At 63.8% G+C, this 17,291-nt stretch carries 18 protein-coding genes; 10 read left to right on the top strand and 8 right to left on the bottom strand.

Features of this window, described 5'->3' with window-relative positions; translation table 11 throughout:
- The first annotated feature begins 100 nt into the window (after positions 1–100).
- The 7 genes from JHL16_RS02140 (at position 101) to JHL16_RS02110 (ending at position 7,838) form a co-directional block, all read left to right on the top strand.
- Entirely contained in the window at positions 101–1,006 is a 906-nt protein-coding gene (locus JHL16_RS02140) for a LysR substrate-binding domain-containing protein (RefSeq protein ID WP_200183261.1), read from the top strand.
- A gap of 164 nt (positions 1,007–1,170) precedes the next feature.
- Positions 1,171–2,751: an ABC transporter substrate-binding protein gene (locus JHL16_RS02135; RefSeq protein WP_200183260.1), complete on the top strand. Its 1,581-nt coding sequence runs from the start codon at positions 1,171–1,173 to the stop codon at positions 2,749–2,751.
- A 3-nt stretch (positions 2,752–2,754) separates the two neighbouring features.
- Entirely contained in the window at positions 2,755–3,690 is a 936-nt protein-coding gene (locus JHL16_RS02130; protein ID WP_200183259.1) for an ABC transporter permease, read from the top strand.
- A 2-nt stretch (positions 3,691–3,692) separates the two neighbouring features.
- Positions 3,693–4,583, top strand: coding sequence for an ABC transporter permease (locus JHL16_RS02125; protein ID WP_200183258.1), 891 nt, complete (start codon positions 3,693–3,695; stop codon positions 4,581–4,583).
- Positions 4,580–5,587 (top strand): ABC transporter ATP-binding protein, encoded by a 1,008-nt coding sequence (locus JHL16_RS02120; RefSeq protein ID WP_200183257.1) that lies wholly within the window; start codon positions 4,580–4,582, stop codon positions 5,585–5,587. The genes JHL16_RS02125 and JHL16_RS02120 overlap by 4 nt, the downstream gene beginning before the upstream one ends.
- Entirely contained in the window at positions 5,577–6,581 is a 1,005-nt protein-coding gene (locus tag JHL16_RS02115; protein WP_200183256.1) for an ABC transporter ATP-binding protein, read from the top strand. Before JHL16_RS02120 ends, JHL16_RS02115 begins: the two co-directional genes overlap by 11 nt.
- A gap of 30 nt (positions 6,582–6,611) precedes the next feature.
- The gene (locus JHL16_RS02110) at positions 6,612–7,838 is read left to right on the top strand and encodes an aminotransferase class V-fold PLP-dependent enzyme (protein ID WP_200183255.1); all 1,227 of its coding nucleotides are present in this window, start codon (positions 6,612–6,614) and stop codon (positions 7,836–7,838) included.
- Between the two features lie 142 nt (positions 7,839–7,980).
- Here JHL16_RS02110 and JHL16_RS02105 read toward each other — a convergent pair whose 3' ends face one another.
- Both JHL16_RS02105 and JHL16_RS02100 read right to left on the bottom strand, forming a co-directional pair.
- Positions 7,981–9,120, bottom strand: coding sequence for a M24 family metallopeptidase (locus JHL16_RS02105; RefSeq protein WP_200183254.1), 1,140 nt, complete (start codon positions 9,118–9,120; stop codon positions 7,981–7,983).
- Positions 9,121–9,124: 4 nt separating this feature from the next.
- Positions 9,125–9,886: a UTRA domain-containing protein gene (locus JHL16_RS02100; protein ID WP_137856874.1), complete on the bottom strand. Its 762-nt coding sequence runs from the start codon at positions 9,884–9,886 to the stop codon at positions 9,125–9,127.
- A gap of 131 nt (positions 9,887–10,017) precedes the next feature.
- Between JHL16_RS02100 and JHL16_RS02095 the strand changes: the two genes are divergently transcribed.
- From JHL16_RS02095 to JHL16_RS02085, 3 genes are all read left to right on the top strand, one after another.
- Positions 10,018–10,482 (top strand): nuclear transport factor 2 family protein, encoded by a 465-nt coding sequence (locus tag JHL16_RS02095; RefSeq protein WP_200183253.1) that lies wholly within the window; start codon positions 10,018–10,020, stop codon positions 10,480–10,482.
- A complete protein-coding gene (locus JHL16_RS02090) occupies positions 10,483–11,034 on the top strand; it encodes a TetR/AcrR family transcriptional regulator (RefSeq protein WP_200183252.1) in 552 nt (183 codons plus the stop codon).
- Positions 11,035–11,130: 96 nt separating this feature from the next.
- A complete protein-coding gene (locus JHL16_RS02085; RefSeq protein WP_200183251.1) occupies positions 11,131–12,567 on the top strand; it encodes an MFS transporter in 1,437 nt (478 codons plus the stop codon).
- On the opposite strand, the gene JHL16_RS02080 is transcribed toward JHL16_RS02085, so the two are convergent.
- The 6 genes from JHL16_RS02080 to map all read right to left on the bottom strand — a co-directional run bounded on the left by JHL16_RS02080 (position 12,522) and on the right by map (position 17,269).
- Positions 12,522–13,397 (bottom strand): LysR family transcriptional regulator, encoded by an 876-nt coding sequence (locus JHL16_RS02080; protein ID WP_200183250.1) that lies wholly within the window; start codon positions 13,395–13,397, stop codon positions 12,522–12,524. The two genes, JHL16_RS02085 and JHL16_RS02080, sit on opposite strands and share 46 nt — an antisense overlap.
- Before the next feature lie 29 nt (positions 13,398–13,426).
- Entirely contained in the window at positions 13,427–14,431 is a 1,005-nt protein-coding gene (locus JHL16_RS02075; protein WP_200183249.1) for an NADP-dependent oxidoreductase, read from the bottom strand.
- Positions 14,432–14,593: 162 nt separating this feature from the next.
- A complete protein-coding gene (locus JHL16_RS02070) occupies positions 14,594–15,097 on the bottom strand; it encodes a GNAT family N-acetyltransferase (protein WP_200183248.1) in 504 nt (167 codons plus the stop codon).
- Positions 15,098–15,109: 12 nt separating this feature from the next.
- Positions 15,110–15,367 carry a YjhX family toxin gene (locus tag JHL16_RS02065; protein ID WP_200183247.1) on the bottom strand — a complete coding sequence of 86 codons (258 nt, stop codon included), beginning with the start codon at positions 15,365–15,367 and terminating at the stop codon, positions 15,110–15,112.
- A gap of 198 nt (positions 15,368–15,565) precedes the next feature.
- On the bottom strand, positions 15,566–16,300 hold the full coding sequence (radC, locus tag JHL16_RS02060; RefSeq protein ID WP_420884508.1) for a RadC family protein: 735 nt from the start codon (positions 16,298–16,300) through the stop codon (positions 15,566–15,568).
- Between the two features lie 141 nt (positions 16,301–16,441).
- Complete coding sequence (gene map, locus JHL16_RS02055; protein ID WP_200183245.1) at positions 16,442–17,269, bottom strand: type I methionyl aminopeptidase; 828 nt, start codon at positions 17,267–17,269, stop codon at positions 16,442–16,444.
- Between the last annotated feature and the right edge of the window lie 22 nt (positions 17,270–17,291).

Genomic DNA, 17,291 nt, shown 5'->3' with positions numbered 1-17,291 from the left:
CATCATTGGCCGACGTGGCGGTCGCGATAGTAGTATGAATCACATTGACATCCAGTGATCGTTTTTAAGAAGATCGATGAATGTAATTCATCTAGGTGCCATGCGTATTCCGCTCGATACACTTCCAACTTTCCGCATCGCCGCGCAAAGCGAGAGCTTCTCGCAAGCGGCGCGTGCGCTTCACCTCACCGACAGCGCCGTCAGCCATCAGATCAAGAGGCTCGAGGAGAGCCTCGGCGTGTCTCTGTTCGAACGGCATGGCCGTTCGGTCAGGCTAAGTCCGGAGGGCCGGCTGTTCCTCGGCACAGTTCAGACGACGCTGGGCGCGCTCGCCGATTCCGTTCAGGTGCTGCATCAAAGCGCCGGATCGGCCGGCACGATGACCATCACGTGCTCTTCGATGTTTGGCAGCAAGTGGTTGTCACGCCATGTGCGAGATTTCGTGGAGCGCCATCCGCATGTCGGCTGCAATCTGAAACTGGTCGACAATGGCCGGGTCGCCCATGAAGAGGATACCGATATCGGAATCCTGTTCGGCAAAGGACCGTGGCCTGATCATGTGACGATGCTGTTGGGGCAGGTGAAGCTGGCGCCGGTCTGCAGCGCCAAGCTTTTCTCCGCGCGTGGGGGAATTCCACGCACCATCCTTGATCTCGTCGACTATCCGATCATTCACCAGGATGACGGACAGGAATGGCGGCAATGGCTGGAGGCCGCAGGCATCTCTGGTCTCAGTGCATTTCGCAAACATATCTATTGCAATGACACCGGCTTCGCCATCGACATCGCCTATCACGGCGGCGGCATAACGCTGGCGAGCGAGGAACTCGCCGGCTCCTATGTCAAGGAAGGCTCGTTGCTGCGTCCTTTTGCGATCACTACTGAAGCCGACGGCGGTTGGTATGTGATCTCACAGCGACGCCGTTATCAGGAACCGCGCGTTCAGCTCTTCTACCAATGGATGGCGCCTTACTTCTCATCGGCGCTGCCTCCCGAACAGTCTTAAGGGAGGAGGCGTGAAGCGGCCATCGCCGCTCGTACCGCATCGGACCGTCCTGCGCGCCCGGGGTTTTGAGAATCTCACCGAGGGCGACGATTTTCTATTGCCTAGACAATAAAAATCTCATATTTCTTATTGTATAGACAATAACAAAATCGAGGGAAACGCCGATGACGACGTCCAGACGCATCTTTCTCAAGGGCATGCTCGCCACGCCTGCCGCCTTTGGTACATTCCCGATCTTCTCCGCCATCGCGCAGACTGCTACGGGCAGCGCGCTGACGGTGGCGATCATGAAGCCGGCCGGCGATCTCAATCCGCATAAATATGCAGGCCTGTGGGGCGTGCAGGATCTCATCTTCGAGCCTTTGATCCGGTATGGTCGGAACGGCGAGGCGCTGCCTTGCCTCGCCACCGAATGGACGCTCGAGGAGGGCGGCAAGCTGCTCCGCCTCAAGCTGCGCCAGGGCGTCACCTTCCAGGATGGCACGGCGTGGAACGCCGAGAGCTGCATGTGGAATCTCGACCGCTGGATCGGCAAAGACGCGCAGAACTGGATGAACCTGTCGCGCGCCTATGAGAGCAAGAAGATCATCGACGAGAATACGATTGAAATCCGGTTCAAGGAGCCGGTGCTCGGCCTTCTCTATGAGCTTTCCTTCATCCGGCCGAGCCGCTTCCTCAGCCCCAAATCCGTGGATAAGGACGGCAACTATCAGGCGCCGGTCGGGACCGGCCCGTGGATTCAGGACAGCGCCACCAATGAAGGCAGCTCGTTCCGCCGCTTCGACGGCTATTGGGGCGACAAGCCGTCCTTCGAGCGCCTCGAGCTCAAGGTCTTGCCGGATTCACGCAGCCGCATGGCGGCGCTCCGGGCCGGCGAGATCGACCTCACCGGCGGTGATTTCCTGGCGCCGCTCACCGCCAATGAGGCGACGACGCTCAAGAAGGCCGGCATCGAGGTCTCGGTCGAGACCGGCACGACCACCATCGTGCTGGGCTTTAATCCCGACCGCAATGCGGCGCTGAAGGATGCGCGCGTCCGCAAGGCGATCAATATCGGCTTCGACCGCGCGGCGATCGCCCAGGTGCTCTATCAGGGACTGGCGCAGCCCGCCGGCAACTTCTTCGCACCGACCGTGCCGATGGCCGGCAAACCTGTCGATGTCCCCGCGCGTGACGTTGCCGCCGCCAAGGCCTTGCTCGAGGAGGCGGGATGGACGGGTGATGACATCCGCGAGAGGGACGGCAAGCCGCTCGCCGTCGAGCTCGTCGCGAGCGAGGAGCAGATCGCCGGATCGCGCGCCGTCGCCGAGGTCATGCAGGCGCAACTGCGCGAGATCGGCATCGACCTGACGATCCGCTCGATCGACCACGCCTCGCGCCACAGCGATATTCCGGCGCGCAAATACGACATGGCCTTCTTCCTCACTTTCGGCGCGCCCTATGAGCCCTTCGGCAGCATCGTCGGGTTGTTCCTGTCGACCTATGACAATGGCGTCGACGGCAAGCTCTTCGTCGATGCGCAGAATCTCGACCCGCTGGTCACCGCCGTGATGCAGGCGTCGGAAGCGAATATCGAAACCGCGCTGCAGAACATCTATGACTGGTTCCAGGCCGAGGCGGCGGTCGCCCCCTTGCTCTATGTGCCGTCGATGTGGGCGCACTCGCCGCGCGTGAAGGGCTTTACGCCGCCTTCGACCGAATATGATCTTCCCTATGAAGGCATCACCTTGAGCGAGCAGAGCTAGACCATGCTGTCTCTGGTCTCGCGCCGGGTCCACAACTCGCTGGTGCTGCTGGTCCTCGCCACGCTGCTGTGCTTCACGCTCGTCGTGTCGGCGCCCGGCAATATCGCGGTGCTGATCGCCGAATTGAGATCGCCCAATGCGAGCTTCGCCGACATCCAGAAGATCGAGGAGGAGCTCGGGCTCAACGATCCCATCCCGGTGCGGTACGCCGGGTGGCTCACGGGCGCGCTCACCGGTAATCTCGGCATCTCCTACAAGACGGGCGAGGAGGTCGGGCCGGCGCTGGCGAGCCGCATTCCGGTGACGGCGATGCTGGTGGCGGGCGGCGGCACGGTCGCCTTGCTTCTCAGCCTCGTCTTCGGCTTCGCCGGGGCCATGTGGCCACGGCAGTGGCCGGATGTGGCGGGCCGCGGTGTCGCCTTGCTGGGCGCTTCGATGCCGTCCTTCTTCGTCGGCGCGCTGCTGATCTATGCCTTCGCGGTCGAGCTTCGCCTCGTGCCGACTTTCGGGCTCGCCGGGCCGTCGAGCTGGATCCTGCCCTGGTTCACTATCGGCCTCCTGCCGGCCGCGGTCTTGAGCCGGGTGGTGCGGGTCGGGCTCGAAGAGGCGATGGCGCGTCCCTTCGCGCTCACCGCCGTCGCCAAGGGGCTGAACCGGCGCGCCATTCTCTTCCGCGACGCGCTGCCCAATATCGCGCCTACCTATATCAACGCGTTGGGCGCCCAGACCGGCGTGATGGTGGTGGGCGCCGTCGTGGTCGAGCCGCTCTTCGCCTGGCATGGCGTCGGCGATCTCTTCCTGACCGGCATCCGCTTCCGCGACTTCATGGTCGTGCAGGCCTGCCTCCTGATCTTCATCTCCTTCTTCATCCTTCTCAATCTTCTGGTCGATATCGGCATGATCTTCACCGACCCCAAACTCAGGCGGCAAGGGAGCTGACGATGAAATTTCTGCGCGCTTTCCTTTCCACCATCGCCGGCATGCCGAAAGTCGCCGTCGGCGCGGTCGCCATCTTCCTCTTCCTCGGCATCTTCGCGCCGTGGCTGACGCCGCATGATCCCAATGCCCAGGACCTGCTGCAGGCGAACCAGGACATGTCCTTCACCCATTGGCTGGGAACCGACCATCTCGGCCGCGACACGCTGAGCCGGCTGATCGCCGCGGCGCGCACTTCCGTTGTCGGCATGAGCCTCGTGCTCATCCTGGCGCTCTCGGTCGGCGTCACCATCGGCACGATCGCCGGCTACCGCCGCGGCTGGGTCGAGGAGGGGCTGATGCGCATCGTCGATGTCGGTCTCGCCATGCCGAGCCTCATCGTGGCGCTGGCCGTCATCGGTATCTTCGGCACCGGCTATTGGAACATGATCCTCGCTCTGGCGCTCGCCTGGTGGCCGGGCAGCGCCCGCATCAGCCGCGCCGTCGCGGTCAATGTGATGAACCGCCCGCATATCGAATCCCTGCGCGTCCTCGGCGCCAGCCCGTTGCGCATCTATTTCAAGCATCTGCTGCCGACGACGCTCGGCGCCGTGCTCGTCTATGCCACGGCCGATGCGGGCGCGGTCGCGCTGGCCATCGCCACGCTGAGCTTCCTTGGTCTCGGCATCCAGCCGCCGACGCCCGAATGGGGCCAGATGCTAGTCGACGCGCTGCCCTATCTCGAGGCGTCGCCCCGCCAGGTGATCCTGCCTGGCCTCGCGCTGACGGCGGTGGTGATCGGCTTCAATCTGCTGGGCGAAGCCGTGGCGCTCAACCGCGTGCCGACGCCGCTGTCGGCGAGGGTTCTGCGCAAACGGCAACTGACCGCGGCTTTGTGGGCGAAGGAAGCAGCATGAGCACGTCATCTCCGATCCTGACCGTCCGCGATCTATCCATCGATCTGTTCACCGCCCGCTCGGCATTGCGTCCGGTCGATCAGGTCTCCTATTCGGTCGCGGCCGGCGAGACGCTCGCCATTGTCGGTGAAAGCGGCAGCGGCAAGACGGTGCTCAATTTTGCGCCGCTGGGGCTCATGCCGCTGGGCGTCAGCATCCATGTCTCGGGCTCCATCCGCTTCGACGGCAAGGAGCTGGTGGGGATGAATGACGAGGCTCTGCGCAAGCTGCGCGGCGGCTCTATCGGCGTCATCTTCCAGGACCCGATGAGCGCGCTCAACCCGGCACGCACCATCCGCCGGCAGATCGCCGAGGTCGCCGAGCTGCATCTGAGCCTCACCTCCACACAGGCCGAGGCGCGGGCGCTCGATCTTCTCAAGATGGTGCGCATGTCCGATCCCGAGGCGCGGCTCCGGCAATATCCGCATGAGCTGTCGGGGGGCCTGCGCCAGCGCGTGATGATCGCCATCGCCATCGCGGCCGAGCCCAAGCTCCTCATCGCCGATGAGCCGACGACGGCCCTCGACGTCACCGTGCAGGCGCAGATCATCGCCTTGCTCAAGGACCTGCAGAAGCGCCTCAACATGGCGATGGTGCTCATCACCCACGACATGGGCGTCGTCGCCGGCATCGCGTCACGCCTTGCCGTCATGTATGCCGGACGGGTGATGGAATATGGCCCGGTGCAGAGCGTGCTGACGGCGCCGCGGCATCCCTACACGATGGGCCTGATCGACGCGATCCCGCGCGCTGAGGATTTGCCGGGCTCCACCTTTCGCGGGCTGCCGGGCATGCCGCCGGTACTGGGCGCGCCCATTCCGGGCTGTGCCTTTGTCGAGCGTTGCCGCCATGCGGTTCCGACTTGTGAAACTGCGCGGCCGCTTCTGGCGCCGACCGCCGATCGCCATGTGCTCGCCGCCTGTCCCATCGTGAACCGTTCCAGCGAGGCTCTCCATGCCGGCTGATACAGCTTTGCTCAAAGTCGAAAATCTCGTCACCCGTTTCAAAAGCGTCGAACGCGGCAAATGGGTCAAGGCGGTCGACGGCGTCAGTATCCATCTCAATCCCGGCGAGATCGTCGGGCTCGTCGGTGAATCGGGCTGCGGAAAGTCGACCCTCGGCCGCTCGATCGTCGGGCTCGAGAAGCCGCAAAGCGGGCGTGTGCTGCTCGACGGTGTCGATCTCGGCACGCTCGGCGGCCGCAAATTGCGCGAGACACGGCGCGCCATCCAATATGTCTTCCAGGATCCTTATGCCTCGCTCAATGACCGGCAGACGATCGGCGAAGCCATCACCGAGGCCTTGATCATCCATGGCGTCGCCGACCGCACGGAACAGCGCCGGCGCATTCTCGAGCTTCTCGATCAGGTGGGCCTGCCGGCCGTGCTCGCCGAGCGTTATCCGCGCGAGCTGTCGGGCGGGCAGCGCCAGCGTGTCGCCATCGCACGCTCGCTGGCGGTCGAGCCGCGGGTCCTCATCTGCGACGAGCCGGTGAGCGCGCTCGATCTCTCGATCCGGGCGCAGGTCATGAACCTGTTCCTGACCTTGCAGAAGGAGCTGGGGGTCGCCTGCCTGTTCATCGCGCATGACCTCGCTTTGGTGCGCCAGGCCGCCTCGCGCGTCTATGTCATGTATCTCGGGAAGGTCATCGAGGGTGGCAGCTCGCTCGATGTCTATGCGCGCCCAGGTCATCCCTATACGTCGGCGCTGCTCGCCTCGGTGCCGAGCGCCGATCCCCGTATCGAGGCCCTGCGCGAAGCGCCGGTGCTCAAGGGCGACATTCCGAGCCCGACCAATCCGCCCTCGGGTTGCCGGTTCCGCACCCGTTGCCCGCAGGCGATGGCAATCTGCGCCGTGAACGAGCCCGAGACGGTGGCGCTGTCCTCGGGCCACAGTGCCGCCTGCGTCATCGCCGAGCAGGTCCATCGCGGCGAGGTCATCGCCCCCAAGGTCCATTGAATCTTTTTCGACTATTCCGGGAGCCTTCACATGTTGCTGAAGAATGATGTCGCCACTGCCGTCACCGTCTTGAAGAAGGCGCCGGATGACGAAACCTATTGGAGCTCGGTGCGGGCGCTGATGAAGCCCATGTATACGCATACGCAGCTCGTCAATACGCGGCGCGGGGCGGCGCCGGCGCAGGTGCGCGACCGGGTCCGGTCATTGGTCGATCTGTCGCTCTCTTATGAGCTCGATGTGCATGAGCCGTTCCGGGAGTTGAAGGAAAGCGGGTCGTCGCCGCGGATCCGCAAGCTCCTGGCCGACTATTTCGGCGCCGGCGACGATGAGATCGCACTCAATCGCAATGCGATGGAAGGCATCGCCACCGTCCTCAACGGGCTGACGCTGAAGGCCGGGGACGAAGTCATCGCCACCAAATATTGCTACGACTCCAATCTCGCCATCCTGCGCCAGCGCGCCGAGCGCGAGGGCATCGTGGTCAAGCTCGCCGACATTCCCTTTGGCCGCGCCAGCGACGATGAGGTCGTGGCGGCATTCTCCAGGCTGATCAGCGATCGTACGCGTCTCATCACCTTCCCGCATGTCGTGGCGCGGAGCGGCCAGGTCCTGCCGGCGGCCAAGATCGCGGCACTGGCGCGCAGCAAGGGCATCTTCACCTTTGTCGATGGCGCCCATTCGGCGGGCCATATCTGCCTGAGCTTGGACGAGCTCGGCTGCGACGCCTTCGCGGCCTGCCTGCATAAATGGATGTTCGGGCCGCGCGGCACCGGCTTCCTCTATGTCCGGCGCGAGCGGATCGCCGATGTCTGGCCGCTATGGGCGAGCTGGTCGAACAAGCCGGCGTCGTCGATCGAGAAGTTCGAGGAAGTGGGGTCGGTGTTCAAGGCCTTGCCGGCCGCGATACCGGATGCGATCGACTTCAATCGCGGTATCGGCCAGGAGGAGAAGTCGGCCCGTCTGCGCTATATGCGCGAGCGCTGGGTCGTTCCGCTCAGCGCCCATGAACGGGTCCGCATCCTCACCGATATCGAGGCGAAGCCCGGCACCGGCTTCGGCGCCTTCACGGTCGAAGGCATGGAGAACGCCGCCTTCACCAAGGCGCTGTTCGATGAATTCAAGATCCATGTGCTGGCCTTCGAGGTCGAGGAAGACCGGTCGCTTAAGGGCATACATGTGTCGCCGAGCCTGTCGAACAGCATCGAGGAGGTCGACCGTTTCGTCGAGGCGTCCTTCACCATTCTTGACCGGGGGTAGTCAACATCCCTCACGCTGAGGTGCCCGCCGAAGGCGGGCCTCGAAGCGCCCATCAGGATAGAGTGTCGCTGCTGAAGCACACCCTTCGAGGCTCGCTGCGTTCGCACCTCAGGGTGAGGGCGGAAGAAGCCGGCGAACTGCGTCAGGCGGCAATGATGATCGGCGCGTGGGAAAGATGGGTGAAGAATTCGGCACCTTCCGCCGTGACGACCATCGTATCCTCGGTCATCACGCCACCCCAGCCCGGCCGGTAATAGGGCGCCTCGATGCAGAGCACCATGCCGGGCTCGAGGGTCACATTGTTGGCGGCGGAGATCGTCGGATATTCATGCGACTCGAGGCCGAGGCCGTGGCCCACATGATGACGCTGGTAATCGGGGAGGCCGGACGTGCGCACCGTGGCGACGGTTTCGCGGAACACGATATCCGTCGATATGCCGGGCTTGACCAGCTTCCGGCCGACATCCTGGCCGGCTGCCGTCGCCGTGAAGGCGGCGAGCGCATCCGGGCGTGGCTCGCCGACAAAGGCGCTGCGCGCGGTATCGGACCAGTAGCCGTTGAACCGGCAGCCGACATCGATGCGCACGATGTCATGGCCGAGCAACCGCCTGGTCGTCGAATAGGCATCGGCCAGCGCGCTGCGCTCGCCCGCGGTGACGACGACGAAGCCGGGTTGGGCGCCCTCGATGATCATTTCGGACGAGATGATGGCGGTAAGATCGGCTTCGCTCATGCCGGCGCGGGCTTCCTTGAGGGCTCGTGCCAAAGCCCGTTCGGTCAAAGCGGAGGCTTTGCGCATGAGGTCGATCTCGAGCTCGTTTTTGACCGCGCGGGCGCGACGGAAGACGGCCGAGCCGTCGGTGCCGCTGAGAGTGTCGCTAAAAACTTTCAGCAGATCGTCCGATGCGCGATCATGGAAGATGCCGCGTTTACCGCCTGAGAGTTGCCGAATGGCGGCGAGAAGCGCTTCGTCGTAGGTCTTGAACCCCACTGTTGGCGCCACGTCGCGCTCGTCGAAGAAGAACGTGCCATAAGCGAAATACTCGAGGTCCTCGCCCATTGCTTCGACGGCGGCCCAGTGATCCGCCTTATGGCCGATGAGAATGCCGTGGTCCGCATCGAAGACCACCGCCATGCGGGTCGCGGGATCGGTGTCGTAGCTCATGCTGCGGTAGCCGCTGCAATAGAAGACATGCTCGGGTGTCGTGGCGATGATGAGCCGGTCGGCGGCGCCGATGAGGTCGATCACCCTTCTGCGGTTGTGGCGCGCCAGCTCGCTCATCGCCTTATGACTCCAGCGGATTGAACTCGCCGACGAATTCATTGCGCTCGCCCGGATAGACAAGCTTGACGCAGGTGACGGGCAGGGCGTCTGCCCAGGTGCGGCGGCGGGATACCAGCAAGGGCCCATTGGCGGGAATCTGCAATTGCTGGGCCTGTTCGGCGGTGGCGATCTCGGCCTTGATCGAATGGCGCAGGCGCGTGCAGGGCAGGCGCGCCAGCAGCCAGATATTCGGTGTCTCGGCCTCGAAGTCGGCATGGACGGCATCAGGCGCCGCCTCGAGATTGATGAAGCGCTCCTCGAGGACCTCCGGCTTGCCGAAACCGCTATGGACGGCCTGCAGATGCAGGATCGGCGTGCCGGCCGGCACTTCCGGCCAGGCGGCGGTCTTGGGGCCGGCGACGATCTTCGCCGAGCGCAGCACCCGGTAGCTGTATTCGCGTCCTTTCGCCTCGATCTCCTTGCGGATGTCGAGGAAGCCGATGACGGCATGCGATTCCGTCGACTGCGCGACGATCGTGCCTTGCTTACGGCGGCGCTCCAGCAAGCCCGCTTCGGTCATTTTGGTGAGCGCCTTGCTGACCGTCGCGCGCGTGGTCGAGAACCATTGCAGCAGCGTGTGCTCGGGAGGGATGCGGTGGCCGGGCGGCCAGCGGCCACTCAGGATCTCGCCGCGCACGGCGCGCTCGATCTGTTTGTAGATCGGGCCGTTGCCGTCGAGGGCGAGGGTCGGTTCGGCCTTCTTGCGGGCAGGCTTGGCGGGCATTCGGGAGAATCCGGATGAAAAAGCGAGTTCGGTTATTGTCTACACATAAAAAGAAGTGGGTTCAACGGTCCTGCTTGCATCTGTAAACCGATCGGTTTAGAGTGAGTTAAAAGGTCTAATAGGAGATCGACATGGCCGCAGCTCTGGTGCCTCCCTTCACCCTCGAAACCGCCACCGCCAAGGTCCGCATGGCCGAGGACGGCTGGAACAGCCGCGATCCGGCGCGCGTTTCGCTCGTCTATACGGAAGACAGCCAGTGGCGGAACCGCGCCGAATTCCCGGTCGGGCGTCCCCAGATCGTCGAATTCCTCACCCGCAAATGGGCGCGCGAGCTCGATTACCGGCTGATCAAGGAACTGTGGACCTTCGCCGGCAACCGCATCGCGGTGCGTTTCGCTTATGAGTGGCACGATGACAACGGCCACTGGTTCCGCTCCTACGGTAATGAGAATTGGGAATTCGCCGCCTCCGGCCTGATGCAGCGCCGCTTCGCTTCGATCAACGACATGCCGATCAAGGAAAGCGGCCGCAGATTCCACTGGCCGCTCGGACGCCGGCCCGACGATCATCCGGGTCTCTCAGACCTGGGGCTTTAGATGCGCGAGGTTTTCGAAAAAGCCGATGTGATCCCGCTCGTCGCGGAAGTGTTTCGCGAGCTGGGATATGAGGGCGCGTCTCTCAGCGCCATCACGGCGCGCACCGGGCTTTCGAAAGGCAGCCTCTATCACTTCTTTCCGGGCGGCAAGGAAGAGATGGCGGCCGAGATCCTCGCCCATGTCGATGGCTGGTTCGTGCGCGAAGTCTTCGAGCCCTTGGAGCGAGGCGAGCCCCGCGAGGCGATCGCCCGCATGTGGAAGTCGGTCGATGGCTATTTCCAGTCCGGCCGCCGCGTCTGTCTCATCGGCGCTTTCGCGCTGGACGAGACACGCGACCGTTTCGCCGGCGCCATCCGGGGGTATTTCAAACGCTGGGTAATGGCGCTGGAAGGGGCGCTGATCCGTTCCGGCATGGAAGCGCGCCTGGCTAGGCCTGTGGCCGAGGACGTGGTGATCGGCATACAGGGGGCGCTCACGCTGGCGCGGGCGCTCGACGACAAGGCCGTCTTTGGCCGGAGCCTGCGCCGATTGCAGCAGCAGATCGCGCCATGAGACCGCAAGCGAGAGCATGCCCGGCCGACTGACAATGCATTGGTGGAAGCGAGCTCTTCTGGGCTAAAGACGCCCCAACTGAATCGGGGCTCGCGCATGACGGATCGACGAATCGGCTGGAGCGCTTTGCTCTCCGGCGGCAATGGTGTGCGCTCGCTGGCCCTGGCCGGCGGGGTGGCGCTGCACGCCATCAATGTGTTTGTCGCGACCACGATCCTGCCGTCGGTCGTCGCCGATATCGGCGGTCTCGATTATTATGCCTGGAACACGACGCTGTTCATCGTCGCCTCGATCATCGGCTCGGTGCTCTCGGCGAAGCTTCTGGGCCTGGTCGGTCCGCGCGTCGCTTATGCGGTTGCGGCCGGCCTCTTCGGCCTGGGAACGCTCATCTGCGCCGTGGCGCCCGGCATGCCGGTGCTTCTGGCCGGGCGCTTCGTGCAAGGGCTAGGCGGTGGATTTCTGTTCGCGCTCGCTTATTCCATGATCCGGCTGGTTTTTGCCGAGGCCCTGTGGCCGCGCGCCATGGCGATCGTTTCCGCCATGTGGGGCGTGGCGACGCTTGCCGGTCCCGCCATCGGCGGCACCTTCGCCGAGCTCGGCAGCTGGCGGGCCGCGTTCTGGACGATGTTGCCGGCGACGATCCTGTTCGCCGGCCTGGCGCTTGCCATTCTCCCCCGAAAAAATCCGGATACGGATGAACATTCTCCGCTGGCCCTGCCGCAGCTCGGGCTTCTCGTTCTCGCCGTCTTTGTCGTGTCGGTCGGCAGCGTCTCGCCGCTGCTCGTCTGGAACATCGCCGGTATCGCCGCGGCGCTGGTCCTGGTGGCGGTGCTGATCGTCGTCGAGGGCAGGGCGCAAACGCGTCTCCTGCCGCGCGGCGCCTTCAGCCTCGCGGCACCTATCTGCATGCTGTTCCTCACCATGTCGCTCCTCGCCATCACGGTGACGACGAGCGAGATGTTCATTCCTTTGTTCCTGCAGGTGCTGCATGCGCAGACTCCGCTGCTTGCCGGGTATCTTGCCGTCATCACATCGGTCGGGTGGACCTTGGGATCGATCCTGAGCTCGGGCAATCAGGGGCGGCGTGCCGAAAAGGCGGTACGCCTGGCGCCGATGCTGACGCTTGCCGGCATGGTCCTGCTGGCGCTTTTGATGCCGCCGGCGAGCCGAGGCGAATGGCAGGTGCTGGCGCCGCTCTCCGTCGCCTTCCTGCTGGTGGGCGGTGGTGTCGGCATCAGCTGGCCGCATCTTCTGACCCGCATCCTGCACGCCGCTCCCCGGGACGAGCAGGACCTCGCTTCGGCGGCGATCACCACCGTGCAGCTGTTCGCCACCGCTCTCGGCGCGGCGCTCGCCGGCATGGTGGTCAATCTCGCCGGCCTCACCGCGCCGGGCGGCATCCCCGGCACGCAGAGCGCCGCCTTCTGGCTTTTTGCCGTCTTCGCGCTGGCGCCGCTCATCGGCATCGTCACGGCGGCGCGGAGCCTTCAGAAGGTGGACGACAGGCGTGAAAAGTCACAGGCCTCGACATAGGCGCGAAAGGCCGATTGCGCTTTCGAGTGATTGTCCCGGTTGGGAAAGATCAGACTCATCTGGTGCGCCGGCACCTGCCAGTCCGGCAGCAGCTCGATCAGCGCGCCGGCGGCTCTGAAGGACGCGCTGATATAGGCCGGCAGCAAAGCTATCCCGGAGCCGGCGACGCTCGCCTGCAGGAGGAAACCCATCGAGTCGCTTTTTATAGCGGCAGGCGGATGAAACGCCGATCGCGCATCATCCTTCGTGAAGCTCCATTCGGGATGCGCGGCGTGGATCAGGCAGCGGTGATGAAGCAGGTCATCCGGTTGTGTGACCGGCGCGGCAGAATTGAGATAATCCGGCGATGCGACGGGAATGCGCTTGATCGAGGAAATGGTGCGGACGATGAAGTCCTGGCCCGACACGGAACCGACGCGGAAGGCGAAATCGATACGCTCCTGGATGATGTCGAGGTTTTCGTTGGTGGCCAGCACTTCGATCTCGATCCTGGGGAACTGGGCCGAAAAGTCCCGCAGAAAGCCGGGCATGAAGTAGCTGGCGGTCACTTCCGGACAGGTGATCCGCAGCGCGCCGACCGGCTGGTCCTTCAGATTGGACATGGCCATCGTGGCAAGCGCCGCTTCGGCCCGGATGCGGCGACAATGTTCCACATAGACCTGGCCGCTGCCCGTCAGGGTGACATTGCGGGTCGAGCGGTTGAGCAGACGCAGCCCGAGCCGTGCCTCGAGCTGCGAAATACGCTGGCTGATCGTGGATTTCGGAATGCCGAGGCGAACGCCCGCTTTGGTGAAGCTGCCGCAGTCGGCCACCTCGGCAAAGAGGATCATATCGTCGATGTTTTCCAAAACGTCCGCCGCTAGAGCTTGACCAGCTGCTTGCCGAAGTTCTCGCCTTTTAACATGCGCACGAAGGCCTGGGGAACCGTCGCGATGCCGTTCGAAACATCCTCACGCGTCTCGAGAAGACCACGCCTGTGCCAGTCCAGAAGCTCAGCTCGGGCCGCCGCATAGTCGGCGGCGAAATCGTCGAGGAGAAAACCTTCGATGCGGACACGCGAGACGAGGATGCGGCGCAGGTGCCTGAGCCCGATATCGGGCTGGCCGAAGCGGTCGGCGAGGGAGACCGTTCCGACGATGACGACCCGGCCGAACAGGTTGATATTCTGCATCGCCGCATCGTGAATGGGCCCGGCGGTGTTGTCGATGAACACATCGACGCCGCGCGGGCAGGCGAGGGCCACCGCTTCGACCATGTCCGCTGCCGATCGGTGATTGATACCGGTCCGATAGCCGATGCTCTTGCACCATTCGAGCTTTGCATCGCTGCCGGCGACCGCGACGGGATCAAATCCCTTGAGGCGCGCAATCTGGCCGGCGATCTGGCCGACGGCACCTGACGCCGCCGAGATCAGAACGGTTTCACCTTCCTTGGGCCGGCCGGTCTTCAACAGCGAGAAATAGGCGGTCAGGCCCGGCATACCCAGGCAGCCGAGGGACGTCTGAACCGGTGCCTCTGCCGGGTCGAGGCGGATGGCGCCTGCCGCGGATATGGTCGTGTAAGGCTGCCAGCCGAAATCGTCGGCCTGGACGATGTCTCCGGCCTTGAAAAGCGGTGACTCGGAGGCCACGACCTCGCCGACGCCGCCACCGCGCATGAGATCGCCGATCTGCACGCCGGCCGCGTAGTTTTTCGCGGGACTGATGCGGCCGCGCATATAGGGATCGACCGACAGCCAAAGCGTCCTGACCAGCAACTCGCCGGGCCGGCCCGCCGGGATGGGGCGATCCTCCAATGTGAAGTCGTCGGGGCCCGGCATTCCGGTGGGAAAGCGCTTGAGGAGCCAGCTTGGATTTGTCGTCATGTGCCTGCCGAAGTGTCGTGGATGTCCACACTCTGGATAGCCTGATACGACCGAAGCCGGTAGCTTGGCCATCGGAACTCATTGTCCGGCTTGCCGGACAGTCTCGCAAGGCAAGGCCGCGAAAGGGGTGATCCGCGCTTGCGCGGGATCACCCTCTCATCGTCAGGGGGCTGAGAAGGCCGGGTGATAGGCAGCGGCTCCCGAAACCTTCGAGCCGTCAAGCGACAGCCGCATGAAATATTCAGGCGGAGCCCCGTCATAGGTGAGAGCCGGATCATGCTCGAACCCGAAACGCCGGTAGTAGGTGGGATCACCCAAGACAATACATCCCTTGGCGCCAGCGCTTCTGAGACGCTTCAGTCCTTCACGGATCAGGGCGCCTCCGATGCCCTTCGCTTGAAGATCGGGCCGGACCGAGACAGGACCGAGGCCGAACCAGCCGATATCAGCACCGTCGATGGTGACGGCCGAGAAGGCGACATGGCCCACTACCGCTTCGTCGATGGTTGCGACGAGAGACACGGACAGCGCATCGGCCGCGCGCAGGGCGCCGATGATGGCGCCTTCCGTGCCGCTGCTGTAGTCGGCGCCTTTGAAGGCTGCGTCGGTGAGCTGCCGTATGATCAGCATGTCTGCGGGACGCTCGGGACGGATTGTGAAGTTCATGGTTCTCTTCCTTTAACGATTATCGAGTTGGCCGCGCACCGAGCGACGGCCCTTTTCGGAGATCCGATAGGGGCTCGATTCCCGGGATTCGATCAGGCGCTTGCGCCGGAGCTTGCCGAAGACCTCGAGCGTGCAATCGGTCAGCACGTGACCGTCGCGGGTGAAGCAGAGGACTTCGAGGATACGGCCGGTATCGGCCCGTTGATGACGGATATATCCGCCTTGCGCGAGGACGTGCAGAACACGCTGCTCGCCGCGTGAGATGTTCATGAAATTAGCCTGTGAATGGAAAACACCCGCGCAGCATTTCAGTGCCGGCGCAGCGCGCCTGGCGAAATGGTGCGGTTAGATGTCTCGATCAGTCGAGACGATCAGCGGGTGGTCACAAGCTCCGGCATCAACAATTCCCTTATTCTGGGTGGATTGCGCGCCGGCCGAGTAGCATGCGGCATATCGGGCCGTCAACGCTCAGATCAGCTTCAGGCTGCGGAAGCTCGCATGACCATTGCGGCCGACGATGATGTGGTCATGCACCTTGATGGCGAGCCTGTCGCCGGCCTCGATCAGCTTGCGCGTCATGTCGATATCGGCGATCGACGGCGTCGTGTCGCCGGAGGGATGGTTGTGCACCAGGATGATGGCGCTCGCCGACAGTTCGAGAGCGCGTTTCATCACCTCGCGCGGATAGACCGGTGTGTGATCGACGGTGCCTTCACCCTGGACTTCATCGGCGATGAGGCCGTTCTTCTTGTCGAGAAAGAGAATGCGGAACTGCTCGCGCTCGGCGAAGGCCATGGCGGCGCGGCAATAATCGATGACGGCATTCCACGAGGCGAGCAAAGTGCGCCGGTTGATCTCGCCTTTGGTGACGCGTTGCGCCGCCGCGTGGGTGATCAGCAGCTCGGTCACCACCGCCTCGCCGACACCCGGCACTTCTTTCAGACGTTCGGGATTGGCGGCGACGACTTCCGCGAAGCTGCCGAAGCGGGCGATGAGCGCCTTGGCGAGCGGCTTCACGTCCTGGCGCGGCAGAGCGCGGAAGAGCAGGAGCTCGAGCAGTTCGTAATCGGGCAGGGCATCGGCGCCGCCTTGCCGGAAACGCTGGCGTAGCCGCTCGCGGTGACCCAGATGGTGAGGCTTCTCGATCTGCCTGGCGGTGCCGACGATATTCTGCGACCGCGACGAGCGCAAATCCCGAGGCAATTCGAGGAGTTCCGCGACGGTTCCGTCGCACCCTAGGCTGAACCCGACTTCGTCGAGAGAGCCAGAACTATCGCTGGATTTCGCGCCCATGATCGGCGGAACGTATCATGAACAAGTGCGTTCGGCAAGGACGCCGGGGCGTCAGTTTTGAGCAGCAGGCGGGTAGTCGAGCCCCTTGGGCGACAGAGTGAAGATCTCGCAACCCGTTTCGGTGACGCCGATCGTATGCTCGAACTGGGCCGAGAGTGAACGGTCGCGGGTCACCGCGGTCCAGCCGTCGCTCAGGATCTTCACATGCGGGCGGCCGAGATTGATCATCGGCTCGATGGTGAAGAACATGCCGGCCTTGAGGGCGACGCCTTCGCCGGCGCGGCCGTAATGGAGGATATTGGGATGGTCGTGGAACTGGCGGCCAAGACCGTGGCCGCAGAAGTCGCGCACCACCGAGCAACGTTCGCCTTCCGCATAGGTCTGGATGGCATGACCGATATCGCCGGTCTTGTTGCCGGGCTTCACCGCGCCGATGCCGCGCATCAGGCTTTCATAGGTGACTTCCATCAGCCGCTCGGCTTTGCGGTTGACCTCGCCGACCTTGTACATGCGGCTCGCATCGCCATGCCAGCCATCGACGATCAAAGTGACGTCGATATTGACGACATCTCCCTCGCGCAGCGGCTTGTCATTGGGAATGCCATGGCAGACGACGTGGTTGATCGAGGTGCAGATCGACTTCGGAAAGCCGCGGTAATTGAGCGAGGCGGGAACCGCTTTGTTGTCACGGGCGAATTCGGCGATCGCCACGTCGAGCGTCTCGGTGGCAATGCCCGGCTTGACGAGCGGAACCAGGAGATCGAGGGCCTCGGCGGTCAGCCGGCCGGCCTTGCGCATGGCGGCAAAGCCTTCCGGGCCGTGCAGCTTGATCTGGCCGGTGCGGCCTTCGGTGCCTTCATGGGCGGTCACATAAGTCATGGCCAGTCATATAGTAAGGATC

The organism is Taklimakanibacter albus (assembly GCF_016595235.1).
In the GTDB taxonomy this organism is placed as follows: domain Bacteria; phylum Pseudomonadota; class Alphaproteobacteria; order Rhizobiales; family Aestuariivirgaceae; genus Taklimakanibacter; species Taklimakanibacter albus.
The sequence above is the reverse complement of the archived record's forward strand: the minus strand, read 5'-3'. Positions and strand labels throughout refer to the sequence as shown.

Bases quoted from the DNA above. Each gene is read 5' to 3' on its own strand.
- JHL16_RS02090 (WP_200183252.1), top strand. From the start codon at position 10,483: ATGCGCGAGGTTTTCGAAAAAGCCGATGTGATCCCGCTCGTCGCGGAA.
- JHL16_RS02065 (WP_200183247.1), bottom strand. From the start codon at position 15,367: ATGAACATCTCACGCGGCGAGCAGCGTGTTCTGCACGTCCTCGCGCAA.
- JHL16_RS02135 (WP_200183260.1), top strand. From the start codon at position 1,171: ATGACGACGTCCAGACGCATCTTTCTCAAGGGCATGCTCGCCACGCCT.
- JHL16_RS02100 (WP_137856874.1), bottom strand. From the start codon at position 9,886: ATGCCCGCCAAGCCTGCCCGCAAGAAGGCCGAACCGACCCTCGCCCTC.
- JHL16_RS02130 (WP_200183259.1), top strand. From the start codon at position 2,755: ATGCTGTCTCTGGTCTCGCGCCGGGTCCACAACTCGCTGGTGCTGCTG.
- JHL16_RS02125 (WP_200183258.1), top strand. From the start codon at position 3,693: ATGAAATTTCTGCGCGCTTTCCTTTCCACCATCGCCGGCATGCCGAAA.
- JHL16_RS02070 (WP_200183248.1), bottom strand. From the start codon at position 15,097: ATGAACTTCACAATCCGTCCCGAGCGTCCCGCAGACATGCTGATCATA.
- map (WP_200183245.1), bottom strand. From the start codon at position 17,269: ATGACTTATGTGACCGCCCATGAAGGCACCGAAGGCCGCACCGGCCAG.
- JHL16_RS02080 (WP_200183250.1), bottom strand. From the start codon at position 13,397: ATGATCCTCTTTGCCGAGGTGGCCGACTGCGGCAGCTTCACCAAAGCG.
- JHL16_RS02120 (WP_200183257.1), top strand. From the start codon at position 4,580: ATGAGCACGTCATCTCCGATCCTGACCGTCCGCGATCTATCCATCGAT.
- JHL16_RS02095 (WP_200183253.1), top strand. From the start codon at position 10,018: ATGGCCGCAGCTCTGGTGCCTCCCTTCACCCTCGAAACCGCCACCGCC.
- JHL16_RS02115 (WP_200183256.1), top strand. From the start codon at position 5,577: ATGCCGGCTGATACAGCTTTGCTCAAAGTCGAAAATCTCGTCACCCGT.
- JHL16_RS02105 (WP_200183254.1), bottom strand. From the start codon at position 9,120: ATGAGCGAGCTGGCGCGCCACAACCGCAGAAGGGTGATCGACCTCATC.
- JHL16_RS02085 (WP_200183251.1), top strand. From the start codon at position 11,131: ATGACGGATCGACGAATCGGCTGGAGCGCTTTGCTCTCCGGCGGCAAT.
- JHL16_RS02075 (WP_200183249.1), bottom strand. From the start codon at position 14,431: ATGACGACAAATCCAAGCTGGCTCCTCAAGCGCTTTCCCACCGGAATG.
- JHL16_RS02110 (WP_200183255.1), top strand. From the start codon at position 6,612: ATGTTGCTGAAGAATGATGTCGCCACTGCCGTCACCGTCTTGAAGAAG.
- JHL16_RS02140 (WP_200183261.1), top strand. From the start codon at position 101: ATGCGTATTCCGCTCGATACACTTCCAACTTTCCGCATCGCCGCGCAA.